Raw genomic sequence first — 13,426 nt, forward strand, 5'->3', positions numbered from 1 at the left:
CGCCCATGGCATCACCATCCGATCAGGAACTGGTCTTCTCCTTCTTGGGCAATACCACTCGACATCTAGGTGTCCGCCGGATCGACACGCACGCGGCTTCCGTGTTTCTGATCGGTGACCGCGCCCTGAAGATTAAGCGCGCCGTTCGGCTGCCATTTTTGGACTATTCGACGCTCGATCAGCGCAAGGCCGCGTGCGCAAAGGAAATCGAGATCAATCACCCGTTTGCTCCGGACATCTATCTGCGTGTCGTCGCCATCACCAAGGCGCCTGACGGATCATTCGATGTCGATGGATCGGGCACTCCGGTCGAATATGCCGTCGAGATGCGTCGCTTCGATGACAGCCAGACGCTTGATCATCTTTCTCGCCGCCAGCAGCTGGACGCCGGATTGGGCGAGCGTCTGGCAGAGACGATCGCAGCGTCGCATGCAGTCGCCGTTCGGAGCTCCTCCAATGGGTGGACCGAGTCCATTCCGATTTGGATCGACGCATTCGTCGCCAGCTTTCGGACAGTCTCGCTATTTGGCGAAACGGAGGTCGAAGAACTCCGCGTCCTTTGCCACTCGGCCTTCGCACGTCTCCGACCCCTGCTCGAGCAACGTGCAAATGAGGGGCACGTGAAACGCTGCCATGGCGACCTCCATCTGGCCAACATCGTCCTCATTGACGACAAGCCGGTGCTGTTCGACGCCATCGAGTTCGACGACCGGATCGCCACGATCGACGTCCTCTACGATCTCGCCTTTCCACTGATGGACCTCTTGCACTTCGAGCAGCCGGTCGCCGCCAACCGTCTCTTGAACCGCTACCTCTCGACCGCAGCGCCTGACCAGACCGGAGGATTGGCTGCTCTGCCTCTGTTCACGACGATCCGGGCCGCCATCCGTGCGCAAGTCTTTGTCGCAAGGCGCGACCGCGGTGATGCTGAACACTCGGACGCTGATCGCTCCGCAACGATCGAGACCGCAGAGAGCTACTTTCAACTTGCACGCAGCCTGATCCGGCCGGCAGAGCCGAGGATGATCGCGGTCGGAGGCCTGTCGGGAACGGGAAAATCTGCGCTCGCCCAGGCTCTCGCTCCTCTCTTGGTGCCTCCACCGGGAGCAATCGTGTTGCGCAGCGACGTGCTACGCAAGCAACTGTCTGGCGTGAAGGAAACCGAACGCCTCCCGGCTGCAGCCTATACGCCGGAATCGAGTGCTCGGGTCTATCGAGAGTTGACGACGCTGGCCGGCCGCGTGCTCTCACAAGGCTTCACGGTGATCGTCGACGCCGTGTTTGCACGTCCGGATGAACGACAGGAGATCCATGATCTCGCGAAGCGGCTGAAGGCGCCCTTTGCCGGCCTCTTCCTCGTCGCAGATTTGCGCAGCCGGCAGGAGCGAATTCACCATCGAGTCGCCGATGCGTCCGATGCAACGATCGGAGTTACCGAGGATCAGGAACGCTACGACATCGGCGCTCTGGATTGGCTCCAGGTCGATGCGTCAGGCACGGCTGAGACGACATTGGAGCGAAGCCTTTCATTGCTCCGGATCAGCGCCTGAGTCCGGTGGGATGGCCCCCTGGCCGCAACGCGCGGCGATCACGTGTGCACGTAGTCGCCCGGCGCGTCTCCGAGATCATTCGAACGATCTGTCCCGAGTTGCGGCGGTGCGCCCGGCGCTCCCGATTGCTGTCCGAGCCACTCTGTCCAGGCCGGCCACCACGATCCCTCCAGCTTTGGCGATGTGCCCTGCCACTCGTCGGGTCCGAGATATGGAGCGTCGGCAGCCTTGGTTCGCAACTGATGGGAGTGCCCCTGCTCGCCCGGCGGCGCCACGATGCCGGCATTATGGCCGCCGCTGGCGAGCACGAAAGTGACGTCAGCATCAACCTCGTAATGGATCTTGTACGTCGACTTCCAAGGCGCAACGTGATCACGCAGCGTCCCAACGACGAACATCGGCGTGTGGATATCCGAGAGCGAAACAGGCTTCCCTTCGACCCGATACCGCCCCTCGGCGAGATCGTTGTTCAGGAACAGCTTGCGCAGATATTCGGAGTGCATCCGATACGGTAGCCGCGTCGCATCTGCGTTCCATGCCATCAAGTCGCTCGGGTTTGCGCGCTCGCCGAGAAGATAGTCGCGCGAGACACGAGACCAGATCAGATCGTTGGAGCGCAGCAATTGAAATGCGCCCGCCATCTGGGTGGTGTCGAGATATCCACGCTCCCACATCATGTCTTCGAGAAAGGCGACCTGGCTTTCATTGATGAAGAGCGTCAGCTCTCCCGCTTCCGTGAAATCGGTCTGGGCCGCAAACAGCGTGATTGTCTTCAGGCGCTGGTCGCCATCGCGTGCCATGGCCGCCGCCGTGATCGAAAGAAGCGTTCCCCCGAGACAATAGCCTGCGGCATGGAGCAGCGTATTCGGAATGATCCTTCCGATCATGTCCAGGGCAGCCATGACGCCCAGCGAGCGGTAGTCGTCGAACGCAAGATCCCGGTCTTCCGCTCCGGGGTTTCGCCAGGAGATCATGAAAACCGTAAAGCCCTGGTCGGTCAGGTATCGGACCAGCGAATTGTGCGGCGACAGATCCAGGATGTAATATTTCATGATCCAAGCTGGCACGATCAGGACCGGCTCTGGTCGCACCATCTCGGTCGTCGGCGCGTATTGAATCAGCTCAATCAACTGATTGCGAAGCACAACCTTGCCCGGCGCGGCCGCGACGGTCTTGCCGACGACGAATTCGCCATTGATCGGCATCTTCCCCGGCTGCATCACCTGCATGAGATCGGCGAGCCAGTTCTGCCAGCCGAAGATCAGGTTCTCGCCACCGCTTTGAAACGTCTTCTCCAACACTTCCGGGTTGGTCGCTGCAAAGTTCGATGGCGCGAAGATGTCGAGCAGTTGACGAATTGAAAAGTCGACGACGGCTTCGTTAGCGGGGTCGACACCACGAATGCCGGTCGTCGCCTTGTGCCACCAATCTTCCCCGAGCAAAAACGCCTGGGCGAACAAGTTGAACGGGTGCGTCGCCCATTGCGGCTTGGAAAAGCGATGATCGTTGGCCTGCGGTTTGATCAGGTCCCAAGGACTGCGATTCGGGTCTGCAAACTGCAATGACCGTTCAGCGACCTGCTTAGCGCCGTGCCAAGCATCTCGGACGATTTCGATCTGACGCTGAGGTGCAGCGGCCAGATGACAAGCCCAATCCAGATACGCCATTGATAGAGCGGCCGGGGAAATTCCACCGGTGAGCCGAGCCAGCATCGCGCTGAAGGCCCTGTCCAGCTCGTGATCCTCGCGTCGAAGCTCCCCGGAGGTCGCGTCGGCTTCTCGGGAGAGCAACTTTGCGTCGGGTGCGGCGAGCGCACCCTCCGGCTTCAAAGAGGTCTCTGCAGAGACAACGGCACTGCTCCGGTCGTTAACGGTCGTTCCCTCGCATTCCAGTCGATCGGGACGCGACGCCCCCGCACTCTTCAGTTTCGCCACCGTTGCCCCATGAGATTCACGCTAGCATCAATCAGGCGCTGCCCGTGCTTGAAGAGTCGATCGCAATCCCGCCTGACGAAATCAATCTGATGCCGTCCACATTCCTGGACCATCGCCTGGATTCCCTTCACGGAATGCACGCCAGCCAGCTTCGACACGAACTCGGCCAGCAGATGCGTCTCCGTACGCGCGCGATCCAGCACTTCGTTGCTGGCAAACAGAACCTCCTCCATGACGATCTGCTGGGAACCAACGAGCAGCTCGAGTGCGTGCTTGTTGGAGAGAGCGACACGTTCGGACAGTTCGGCCGTTTCGTCGGCCAGGACCTTGGTCCCGGAGAACTCGGACATGGGCACTTCTCCTCTCGCTAGATCAAGATGCCTTATAGCTGCATTTCAATGCCAGGACCTTGAGCTGCGTCAATGACGCGGCCGCACCTCCTTTGACCTGCGTCAATTCAAGACCGTGGCGGCGGATTACGTTTTCTTAGCCTTTGACATTGGAGTTCGCCATGCGCGCCCACCAGATCATGACCCGTCCCGTCATCACCGTCACCCCTGACACTTCCATCGTGGATGCGGCAAATATCATGCTTCAACGGCACGTCAGCGGCCTTCCCGTGGTCGATTCCGGTGGAAAGCTCGTGGGCGTCGTCTCGGAAGGCGATTTCATCCGCCGATCCGAGATCGGCACAGGGCGTAAGCGCGGCCGTTGGCTGCGCTTCATTCTCGGGCCCGGGAAGTCGGCCGCCGACTTCGTCCACGAGCATGGTCGCAAAGTGTCAGAGGTAATGACCAAGTCTCCCCTGACGATCACCGAAGACGCCGCACTGGCGGAGATCGTGGAACTGATGGAAAAGAACCACGTGAAGCGGTTGCCCGTGGTCAAGGGAGACCGGGTCATCGGCATCGTGTCACGGGCGAACCTGCTGCAAGCGGTCGCCGCGCTCGGGCGGCAGGTCCCGGATCCGACGGCGGATGACGATCACATCCGCAACCGTGTGATCGACGCTCTCGAGAAGAACGACTGGTGCCCGTTCGGATTGTCCGTCATCGTCAAGGACGGCATCGTTCATCTGAGCGGCGTCATTACCGAAGAGCGCTCGCGGCAGGCGGCAATCGTTGCCACCGAGAACATCTCTGGTGTCAAGAAGGTGCATGATCATCTGTGCTGGGTTGACACCATGTCGGGCATGTACCTGAACTCACCGGAAGACGACGAGATGGCCAAAGCCGGCTGATGGCTGCTGAGGACGCAGCCGCTCTTCCTGCCTCGTGTCCGGCACCAGTGACGATGCCTTAGGTTCCCGGATTGTTGCGTCCGAACGCCCCCGCCCAACGCAGGGCTTCGATCTCCTGCTCAGTGTGCCCAAGCCTGTGGCGCAGGATCGCGGCCGTGTGCTCACCGAGCCGCGGCGCCGCCGTCGGCTCGACGGTCGGCGTGAGCTTCATGGCGATTGCCGGCTCGATGTTGGGTATCGAGCCTGCCGTCGGGTGCGGAATACGACAGGTGCGGTCGCGCATCCGGACCTCGGCCGCGTTGAACGCCTGCTCGACCGTACGAACGTGTCCAACCGGAACTCCAGCCTGGTTCATCCGAGAGGTCCAGACATCCATCCGTTCCGTGGCGAGGATGTCGGCGATGAGGCCGCGCAGCTGCGCACGGTTGACCCATCTCGCCCTTCGCGTGGCGAAGCGGGGATCGCTCAGGAGATCCGGACGACCAAGCACCTCCGTCGCCAGCCGGCGGTAGATCCGATCGTTGGCACATGCGATGTAGAGCGGACCATCTGACGCTTCAAAGACGCCGACCGTCGGAGAGTCGTTCGGCGAATTGCCCGTCCGCGTGGGGTTCACGCCGTTCATCAAATACGCCATTCCGGAGAAGCCGATCATCGCCAAGGCGATGTCAAACAGCGCCACCTCGACGTGCTGCCCGCGACCGAGCCGCTGCCGGGCGGCGAGTGCCAATAGGATGGCATTGCAGGCGGACATGCCGGTGGCCAGATCAACGATCGGAGGACCGGTCCGCACCGGCGGACCATCGGCGAAACCGTTGAGGGACATGAACCCGCTTTCCGCCTGGGTGATTGGATCGAACCCTGATCGCCACGCGAATGGACCGGAGCGTCCGTAGGCCGAGATCGAGCAATAGATCAGCCCGGGATTGGTGCTGGACAGTGTCTGATAGTCCAGCCCGAACCTCTCCATGACGGACGACGAGAAATTCTCCACGACGATGTCGGCCTTGGCGATCAGCGCCCGCGCGACGTCTCTGGCCTGCGGTATCGTGAGATCCAACACCATGCCGCGCTTGTTCCGATTGAGACTGAGGAACGCTGCGCTCTCTCCGCCGAGCTCGGCGTGCTCGTATGCGCGGGTATCGTCTCCCGTGAGCGGCTGCTCGATCTTGATCACCTCGGCGCCGAAATCGGCCAGCGTCTGTGTGCACGCCGGCCCTGCGACGACCCGCGTGAAATCGATCACCAGCAGACCAGCCAGCGCGGTTGGCGCGTCAGGCGGCCGTGGCGCACGCTCTGGCAGGGTGACCTCGGCCGGCATCCCAGAGTCCTTCCCGCTGCTTTGATCGTCTGAAGCGATCTTCCATTGACTGCCCGGCGTGGCATTGTCTCCAAACTCCGACAATGCATGGTTAGCTCAACGGCAGCCGCAAAAAAAGCCCGGGTCGGAGCTGTCGAGCCGGCCCAATTCTGCTGCAGCGCAATGCAATCTGCATGAGGCATCGATCGACAGCTCACCGCCCGATCATCTTGCGCCAATAGAGCGAGTTCACCCAGGCCCAGGGCCGGACCGGTTGGAACAACACATATCCACACCGAATGAAATTGTTCGCGGATACGATGTTGCAAGTCGTATCCGAAACGATGCAATCCAGGCCCGAGCGACGCGCGCGCTGCTCGATCACACGCATCAGCCGTCGCTGCAGGCCGTAACCACACCGCTCTTGGAGAACGCCAACCCTCGAAAGATAGGCGATGCCCTTGCCGAGGGATGACGGCATCATTCCGGCAAAGGCGACGGGCCGTCCGAGCTCGGTCGATATCCACCATTGTCCGCTCTCGAAATCGGGCAGAGGTGCGCAATCGAGGAATGTGCGCGCATGGAGCTCCTTCAAGGTGTCGAGGACGTCAGGCTCGCAAGCGTCGACCTCTCTGATGCGGAAGCGGCGGCCTCGCCGCGAGATCCAGGCTGGCACGGCATCACCTTCCGAGCACGACTTTGATGCCGAGCCAGATCGCACCGATCAGACCGGTCGCGATGACCGTGATGACGGCCTTGAACGTATAGCTCTGGGCCTGCTCCACGCTCTTGCGCCAGCGCCGCAGGTGCTGGAAATCGGCTCTCATCTCGTTGCCGACCCATTGCACGATCCAGATCGTGAAGGCGTCCGCCGTGGCGCCGGCCCCGCCGATGTCGACGAACGCCCGCGACGGCAACAGCGGGTCCGCGGGCACCTTGCCGATCCGTCCCTCGCGTTTCGCCTGCGCCAGCAGATCGGCAAAATAAGCACCTTCGAACGCGCGCACGTAGTCCCCCTCCCAGATATGCTCGTAGCGGTCCGGATAGAGCGCGAGGTCGAGCTGCCGCTCTTCCTCCAGCACCGCCGGAAACCACGGATTGTCGCGCCAGCTCGCCTTGACCACGGCGGCGCCTTCCGGCTTGCGACTGCGCAGAAAATCGTCCACGGCATCCGACTTGCGGCGCGGATTCCAACTCGCCCACAGCTCCGAGCGAGGCGCACGGATGGTGGGCCGCAGCAGCGACAGCGAACGCGCACTCAAGGTCTGTGCCTCGTCGATCCAGGCGATGCGAAATCCCTCCAGTGACTTGATCGACTCTGCGGTGTGATCCTGCATGCCCCGAAAGATGATGAGCCCGTCGCCGGGAGCCGCGATGCGGTCGCTGAACGACCGGAAGCCCTGGCCGAGGCCGAGCGCCGCGATCTTGTCCTCGATCAGCCGCTTGGATGATTGCGCCAGGGTACGCTGCGCCTCGCGAATGCAGACGGCGAGCGTGCCGCGCTCGGCTTGGCAGGTCTCGACCAGAAGCTCGCCAAAAAAGTGCGACTTGCCCGAGCCGCGCCCGCCGAACGCGCCCTTGTAGCGGGCGGGCGCGAGCAGCGGCTCAAACACTTTCGCGGTGGGGATCTTGAGGGTGGACAATGATCACCTGCTCTTACCGGCCGTTCACCTCGCGTCCGCGGCCCCGTCTCGGTTGCCAGCTATGGCTCCCGGAGCGGCTTGACCCAGCGCGTGTACCAATCGTTGAAATCACTCGGCGTGGTGTCCCCTTCGTCGGGCTGCGGCCACAGCTGCCGATATGAAGAGCCCAGCTCGGCCGGCCCGGATTCGTCCGGCGATCCAGAGATACGTCCTGACCGCGTCGCCTGTGGTCCCAGCAGGACTCGCGGGATGTACGGTATGGGATTCGTGCTGCTGTCGAACATCGTTGCAGTCGCCGAGTCCGCTCGACGACTCCGCAGATATCGGCCGGACCCGCGGTCCATTCCCACCGCATCGTCGGGTGGCGGCACTGTCTCGTACAGGTTCGACGCTTGCCTAGGGAGGCGGCCGGTTCGCTCCGACGGTGTATCGTAGCCACCACCGACAAATGCATAATCGCTCTGGATGTCACGAAGCGCGTCGGGAATCCGATTGGCGAAACCGCCACCATCGAAGGTCACATTCGCTTTCCTGTTGGCGGACAGCTCTCTCTCGATATTCGCGAGGTACTCGCCGCTTTGCGACGGCAGCACGCGTGGGAGACTGTTCCCGCCCAGACCGGCAGCCCCCATAATCCGATTCACGATCGTTGTGCAAACGTTCGGGCTGTAACTTTTGAGACCGTTGTAAGTTTCGCCCGCGTTTCGGATCCGACCGATTTCGTTCAGCGCGCTTGCCGCCTGTTCTGGCGTGATGGGAACGGTAAACGAGCGGTACTGACCATCGTCGACGACGCTGGAGAAATCAGGCGGAGGAGTTTCGCCCGGACGGAGCGTATGAACGTCAAATTTCCCGTGGCTCAACGGAACCCCATGGGTGCTGGGTCCGAACCCGGCAAACGTCTGTCGCCCAGGCTCGTTGACGACGACTGCAGCATGTCCCGGAAAACCAGGATTGATTTGAACGGTCAGCGAGTATCGAGATGCCATATGCGTTGACCTTGTATGAGCTTCTCCTTCGCGCGGGCTTACCCCCGCGCAACGAGTGTCGCCCGTGCCCAGATGGTGCGAATGAATTACAGCTTTCCGCTTGGAGCCAGATCAATGGCTGCGGCCGTCCAGGCGAAACCGATCAATCGACGTCAGGACGATCAGGCAACCGGACTTCCTTGTTGCGGAGGCGCTCTCCTGCCGCTGTCCGCGCACTCGCAGCCCAACCGATCAGGTAGATGAGAAAGAGCGACTCGAGGTAATAGGCGAGTAAACTATTCAACCAGGACTCGACGGAAAAAGGAAAACGCTCCGAGCCGGACACCGCGGCCCAGACGGACCAGAAAATCCCGGCAGGAAACACCGCAAGAGAGGACAGCATCACGCTCGTCTTAACATCGGTGACGGATGCCGAGCCGACAAGGCCGGCAGCGCACAGCGTGTAGACGGCGCACGCGATAAGACCACCTCTATTCAGCCGCATGTCTACCTCCGGATGAGCTTTCGAACTATTACTGCAGGCGCAATCCTTGGCCATGCTCCGGCCATCTAAGGCGTTCCCAGAGACTTGACCCATCTTGGGTACCAGTCGACGGCTCGGCCAGCTGAGAATAGCGTGATGCCATCGGATTTCTCCAGCAGCGGGGCAAGGTGAGTGATCAGACCAAAGGTGTTCCGTCGACTTGATCGGCGGCGAAGGAGGACGGACCCAACACGCCGCGAAATGCAGCCGGAGCCTTGCATTCGGTTGGAGCCGCTTCAGCAGCGTAAGCGCACGATTATCCAATCAGGCACACACAGAAGCGACGGACCTACTCCCGGTCGGCCCGCTCAGCGTCGCGCGTGGCCTGCGACCAGACTTTCCCAAATGCGCTCATTCCCCAGCCAAACAAATACACCACGGCGAAACTCAGGGGCACAGTCAACAGAGGTCCGTTGATTTGGGACTCCGAGGCAACGTGAGCTTCCAAGACCTGACCGACCCCGGAGGTCCACAAAAAACCTGCGCCGGCAGGATTGACAATTGACCTAGGAAATAAGCTCCCTTTGGATCCTTCGCTTCCCATGAGAGCCAAGTCAATATCGCAAACCAGATCAGATAGATTGCGCAGACTATCAACCCACCCCTGTTCAACCTCATGATGCCCCTCGCTCAGCGTCTTATTTGGAGACACGACCGAATGCGGATGCCTGCGCACTTGCAGCCCGGCCTGCAATTGCGTTTGGCTGGATGCGACGGACGGTCAGGAGGGATAGATCAGCCGCGTTGCGAGACGCCGAGAGACCCGCGGATCTACGCCACCGGCAACGCGCTGCGGTCCTCCCAACAACACGTTGCGATCCTTTCTCGGCGCTCTCCATGGCATGGGCGGCGTATATGGTCCGTCATCCGGTACATCGATAACGTTACGATCTCTCGTCTCCGGAACGAGCTTAAATGGCAGCTCGATGGCCTTGTCTTTCTGGGAGCTCGGCGTACTCCACCTTGCTGACGGGGCAAACGCGTCATTGAACTTCTTGATCTGGTCCAGCACGTCACCCATGATGTTGGAGGGGTCATCCAGCTGTTTGCTCAGACGTTCAACAGAACCATAAAAATTGGTCAGGTCTTCCAGCAGCGCATCTGGGCTCTTCTTGTGCCCCTCAGGATAATAGGACCCGGGTCCGTTCACGATGTCGTCGATCTGTTTTCCAATTGCTCCGAACACACGAGATCGGTCACCCTCCTCGATTTTCGGAGCCCCCGGCGGAGGCAGTGGCGCCCGCTCTACGAAATCTCGTCCGCTGGCCATGTCCAATCCTTCCTAATCATGACGCGCCCGATTACTTCGCGGAGCGCTTTTGTGAGAACGCGAGATAGATGGTTCCAATCCGTCGATTCCAGGAGAACGGGGTCCTGACGAAATCATCGTGCGGTGACCACATGCGCTGGTAGATCTCCAACCGCGTCAGGCCGGGTTTAATGGTCGCTCGAAATTGCTCTTTGGCCTCGAAGGTATAACAGCAGCCAGGCGGTCCTTTGACAATCATCTCCAGCATGGCAACGCCTGCTTCTGTATAGAGGACGACTTCAACGTCTAGACCGGCAGCGTGGAAGCGGCATACGCCGACCTCGTCGCAATCGTTGAGATTGCCGCTATCCGTCTCTCCCTTGGCTTCAACCGCATAGCTGATGAGGACATCGCTTGCGACAGCCGCGCGGCACGATAATCCGAAGAGCAACAGCCAGAGAGCAAGCAGCCGCTTCAAGACACTCACGACTCGCGCCGGCCGTGACCGTGCTGATGCAATCATGTTGATGACCCGAAGATATCCAGATTGCGATTGCCCACGGAACGACGTTCAGGGACCGAGAACAAAGATCGAACAAACGAGCGTCGACGTCAAGTCCGCCGGCTCTGATTTTTTGCGGCTGTTTGGGCGCTGAGTCCGTCTCGGCTCATTGTCTCCGGCCGGCATGTCTCGATCTGATTTCGCCACCGTCCCAGGAGCCGGGGAGAGAACACCAAGCTGCCACGCCAATTGAAAGCCGATCTCCCGATCCTGCGAGGCGCTCACGCCTCACCCACCACCGGGATCACTCATCCACCTGCTCCCCATCGTGCTCATCCGGATGCACGATGACACGTTCGATGCGGTGGATCAGCTCGAGGGCGCCGTCCTCGCTGTTCTGCAGCGCCTGAGGCGCCTTCCCCCAACCGCGGTCGAGGATGGCGTTGGCGGCGGATACGCGCGCGGCATGTGTCGCCTTCGGTGAGCGCATCACGCCAACCAGCGTGTTGATCGCCGTCTTGGTGTGGCTGCGGGCCATCGAGCGAATTTCGGTGATCGTCTTCGACATGGTCACGTCCCTGATATCATGGGTGATGAATGCGAGGGTGGTGATCGTCACGAGATCGCATCGGCGGCTGCGACCATCACCAGGCCGATCAGGGCGAGCGCAATGAGGTAGGCGGTCATCTTCCTCTCTCCTGGGCGAAGGAAAAGCGCGGCAGATCGCAGCCGAAAGCGCGATCGTTTCAGGCGCGAACCCTATCCCTCGGCTCAAGCAAGGGACCGCTGCGGGCGAAGCGACGGTCGCCACGCCCACGCACCGGCCCGTTCGCGCGGGCCGGCGAGTATCCGGATGTTCGAAGTTGTCTGCGCGCTGCGCGACGCGCGATGAATAGCCGACGATCGTGGTCGACAGCCGATGCCGGGCTGCGCTGCTCAAGTCAAAATGCCCGCGGACAACGCGGCATCATCTTGTTCGGAAAATTCGATAATGACACTATGCCGGTGATTTGCCCGACATGTCAAATTTGATCGAAATGCGGCGGTCAGGCTTTGCGATTTCGATAACCGCCGCTCCAAATCCGGGCCGAGCCAATAAAAAGCCCGCTGCCGAGTTCGCGGCGCGGGCTTTATGGTTTCTTCGACGATGTCAAAATGCGCCTGATTTGCCCGACGTGTCAAGCGCAGATAGTTGCGCCGATCGGCAACGCTACTTCAGCCCGTCGGGCGCGGCCGGTGGAGGAGGTCTTCCGATGTATGTCGTTGCGGTCGTACTGGCCGGCTTGTCCGCCCTGTTCTACGCGGCGAGTCAGCACCAGCTGGGATCGGTCGGCGCCGATGTCTGTCAATATGGCAGCCTGTTCTGCGACAAGCCGCACTACATGATGACCGGCGCGTTGCTCGCCGGCCTCTGGGCCAAGTTCGTGAGCATGCGCTGAGACGAGCCGGCGCGCAGCTTCGATCACCCCGTCAGTTCTTGATCGCGTAGAGTGGCGTTCTCACCGTCAGCTGATAGACCGGCTTCGGCGCCCAGGCGATTTGCGCGGTGATGCCGAACAGCCGGTTGTCATCGTCATCCATGCGATCGAGATCGAGCCTGACCAGCGGCTGCGTGTAGGACGCGATCGGCGTGATGGCGAGCAGCTGCGCGCCACCGAACGACTGGATGCCGACGCGCGCGGAGACCTTCCAGTTGTTCTCCCACTGGTAGAAGCCGCCGATATAGCCGGCGGTCGTGCTCCCGACATGCGCGAGCGCGGAATCGACCTCGACATGGGTGTATTGAACGCCCGCGAGCCAGCCGCGCGTCTCATCCGGATCGAGCGCGTATTTGGCTTCGATGACGGTGTTGAACGAGGTGGTCGCCAATGGCGATTCCGGCACCGACCGTGTCAGCGTCGACTGCAAGGTCAGCGTCGGAAGCGTGCCGCCGTTCTGCTGATAGACGTCGGCCTGGAAGCCGAGGAACCAGCTGGTGATGGCCACGTCGGCCCAGCCGGACAGGCCGTTGTAGGAGGTGCTTCCGGTGAACCCGGCCCAAAGCGACAAGGCGTCGCCGAGATCGACGGTGAGCGGAACGTCGACGCCAAGGCCCTGGTTGGTCGGAGCCGAAAGTTGCGGCCGTCCGGGCAAAGCCGGCCGGTCAAGCAGCTTGCGCAAGGTCGCGAGCTGCGACAGGGTTCCGAACAGGGACGTGTCGCCCAGGCCGGTCGACAACGTGCCCCCTGGCACGTAGGCATAGTTCGTCCGGAAGTCGATGTAGACATTGGCGAGACCCGATGCGGGCTCGTCCGCATCATCGTCCTTGGCAAACGCGCTGCTGCAGACGACCAGCGCCGCACACGCGGCCAGAGCAAATGAGCGCCGCGGCACGCAACGCCCGCGCGGCAACGATTCCACGTCTGCCATGAGACCTCCCCCAGCGCCCGAAAATACGCCGCCCGGGCACCATCCTTCAAGTGCGGATCACGAGCGCGATGCCGACGTCAGGGGAAA

General features: G+C 61.3%; 13 protein-coding genes and 1 pseudogene. 3 read left to right on the forward strand and 11 right to left on the reverse strand.

All coding sequences use genetic code 11. The features are described 5' to 3' along the window. The first annotated feature begins 5 nt into the window (after positions 1–5). Positions 6–1,550, forward strand: a complete 1,545-nt coding sequence (locus tag QW868_RS11155) for an AAA family ATPase (protein ID WP_316230578.1) — start codon at positions 6–8, stop codon at positions 1,548–1,550. Between the two features lie 38 nt (positions 1,551–1,588). Here QW868_RS11155 and QW868_RS11160 read toward each other — a convergent pair whose 3' ends face one another. Together QW868_RS11160 and QW868_RS11165 are read right to left on the reverse strand one after the other, a co-directional pair. Further along, on the reverse strand, positions 1,589–3,262 hold the full coding sequence (locus QW868_RS11160) for a PHA/PHB synthase family protein (protein ID WP_410051291.1): 1,674 nt from the start codon (positions 3,260–3,262) through the stop codon (positions 1,589–1,591). Between the two features lie 209 nt (positions 3,263–3,471). Further along, positions 3,472–3,834: a hypothetical protein gene (locus tag QW868_RS11165; RefSeq protein ID WP_315739043.1), complete on the reverse strand. Its 363-nt coding sequence runs from the start codon at positions 3,832–3,834 to the stop codon at positions 3,472–3,474. A gap of 161 nt (positions 3,835–3,995) precedes the next feature. Between QW868_RS11165 and QW868_RS11170 the strand changes: the two genes are divergently transcribed. After that, the gene (locus QW868_RS11170; RefSeq protein WP_315777046.1) at positions 3,996–4,724 is read left to right on the forward strand and encodes a CBS domain-containing protein; all 729 of its coding nucleotides are present in this window, start codon (positions 3,996–3,998) and stop codon (positions 4,722–4,724) included. Positions 4,725–4,782: 58 nt separating this feature from the next. Here the strand turns inward: QW868_RS11170 and QW868_RS11175 are convergent, their stop codons facing one another. From QW868_RS11175 to QW868_RS11210, 8 genes and pseudogenes are all read right to left on the reverse strand, one after another. Continuing rightward, the gene (locus QW868_RS11175) at positions 4,783–6,045 is read right to left on the reverse strand and encodes a CoA transferase (RefSeq protein ID WP_316230566.1); all 1,263 of its coding nucleotides are present in this window, start codon (positions 6,043–6,045) and stop codon (positions 4,783–4,785) included. 193 nt (positions 6,046–6,238) lie between these two features. Next, the gene (locus QW868_RS11180) at positions 6,239–6,700 is read right to left on the reverse strand and encodes a GNAT family N-acetyltransferase (RefSeq protein WP_315756135.1); all 462 of its coding nucleotides are present in this window, start codon (positions 6,698–6,700) and stop codon (positions 6,239–6,241) included. Positions 6,701–7,103: 403 nt separating this feature from the next. Then, positions 7,104–7,637: pseudogene (locus QW868_RS11185) on the reverse strand (phage terminase large subunit); the annotation flags it as partial. A gap of 89 nt (positions 7,638–7,726) precedes the next feature. Further along, on the reverse strand, positions 7,727–8,656 hold the full coding sequence (locus tag QW868_RS11190) for a hypothetical protein (RefSeq protein ID WP_316230567.1): 930 nt from the start codon (positions 8,654–8,656) through the stop codon (positions 7,727–7,729). Between the two features lie 142 nt (positions 8,657–8,798). Next, on the reverse strand, positions 8,799–9,140 hold the full coding sequence (locus QW868_RS11195) for a hypothetical protein (RefSeq protein WP_316230568.1): 342 nt from the start codon (positions 9,138–9,140) through the stop codon (positions 8,799–8,801). A 760-nt stretch (positions 9,141–9,900) separates the two neighbouring features. Further along, on the reverse strand, positions 9,901–10,449 hold the full coding sequence (locus QW868_RS11200; RefSeq protein WP_316230569.1) for a hypothetical protein: 549 nt from the start codon (positions 10,447–10,449) through the stop codon (positions 9,901–9,903). Positions 10,450–10,480: 31 nt separating this feature from the next. Continuing rightward, positions 10,481–10,906, reverse strand: coding sequence for a hypothetical protein (locus tag QW868_RS11205; protein WP_315739090.1), 426 nt, complete (start codon positions 10,904–10,906; stop codon positions 10,481–10,483). A gap of 328 nt (positions 10,907–11,234) precedes the next feature. Next, positions 11,235–11,498 (reverse strand): hypothetical protein, encoded by a 264-nt coding sequence (locus tag QW868_RS11210; RefSeq protein ID WP_315796627.1) that lies wholly within the window; start codon positions 11,496–11,498, stop codon positions 11,235–11,237. Between the two features lie 451 nt (positions 11,499–11,949). On the opposite strand from QW868_RS11210, the gene QW868_RS33535 reads away from it, so the two are divergent. Next, positions 11,950–12,369 (forward strand): hypothetical protein, encoded by a 420-nt coding sequence (locus QW868_RS33535; RefSeq protein ID WP_410051290.1) that lies wholly within the window; start codon positions 11,950–11,952, stop codon positions 12,367–12,369. Positions 12,370–12,400: 31 nt separating this feature from the next. Here the strand turns inward: QW868_RS33535 and QW868_RS11220 are convergent, their stop codons facing one another. Continuing rightward, positions 12,401–13,339: a hypothetical protein gene (locus QW868_RS11220; RefSeq protein WP_316230570.1), complete on the reverse strand. Its 939-nt coding sequence runs from the start codon at positions 13,337–13,339 to the stop codon at positions 12,401–12,403. Between the last annotated feature and the right edge of the window lie 87 nt (positions 13,340–13,426).

Source organism: Bradyrhizobium sp. SZCCHNR1051, from assembly GCF_032489615.1.
Classification (GTDB): Bacteria; Pseudomonadota; Alphaproteobacteria; order Rhizobiales; family Xanthobacteraceae; genus Bradyrhizobium.

Coding starts and splice junctions, on each gene's coding strand:
- QW868_RS11210 (WP_315796627.1), bottom strand. CDS start 11,498: ATGTCGAAGACGATCACCGAAATTCGCTCGATGGCCCGCAGCCACACC.
- QW868_RS11190 (WP_316230567.1), bottom strand. CDS start 8,656: ATGGCATCTCGATACTCGCTGACCGTTCAAATCAATCCTGGTTTTCCG.
- QW868_RS11170 (WP_315777046.1), top strand. CDS start 3,996: ATGCGCGCCCACCAGATCATGACCCGTCCCGTCATCACCGTCACCCCT.
- QW868_RS11165 (WP_315739043.1), bottom strand. CDS start 3,834: ATGTCCGAGTTCTCCGGGACCAAGGTCCTGGCCGACGAAACGGCCGAA.
- QW868_RS11220 (WP_316230570.1), bottom strand. CDS start 13,339: ATGGCAGACGTGGAATCGTTGCCGCGCGGGCGTTGCGTGCCGCGGCGC.
- QW868_RS11155 (WP_316230578.1), top strand. CDS start 6: ATGGCATCACCATCCGATCAGGAACTGGTCTTCTCCTTCTTGGGCAAT.
- QW868_RS11160 (WP_410051291.1), bottom strand. CDS start 3,262: ATGCTGGCTCGGCTCACCGGTGGAATTTCCCCGGCCGCTCTATCAATG.
- QW868_RS11195 (WP_316230568.1), bottom strand. CDS start 9,140: ATGCGGCTGAATAGAGGTGGTCTTATCGCGTGCGCCGTCTACACGCTG.
- QW868_RS11200 (WP_316230569.1), bottom strand. CDS start 10,449: ATGGCCAGCGGACGAGATTTCGTAGAGCGGGCGCCACTGCCTCCGCCG.
- QW868_RS33535 (WP_410051290.1), top strand. CDS start 11,950: ATGTCAAATTTGATCGAAATGCGGCGGTCAGGCTTTGCGATTTCGATA.
- QW868_RS11175 (WP_316230566.1), bottom strand. CDS start 6,045: ATGCCGGCCGAGGTCACCCTGCCAGAGCGTGCGCCACGGCCGCCTGAC.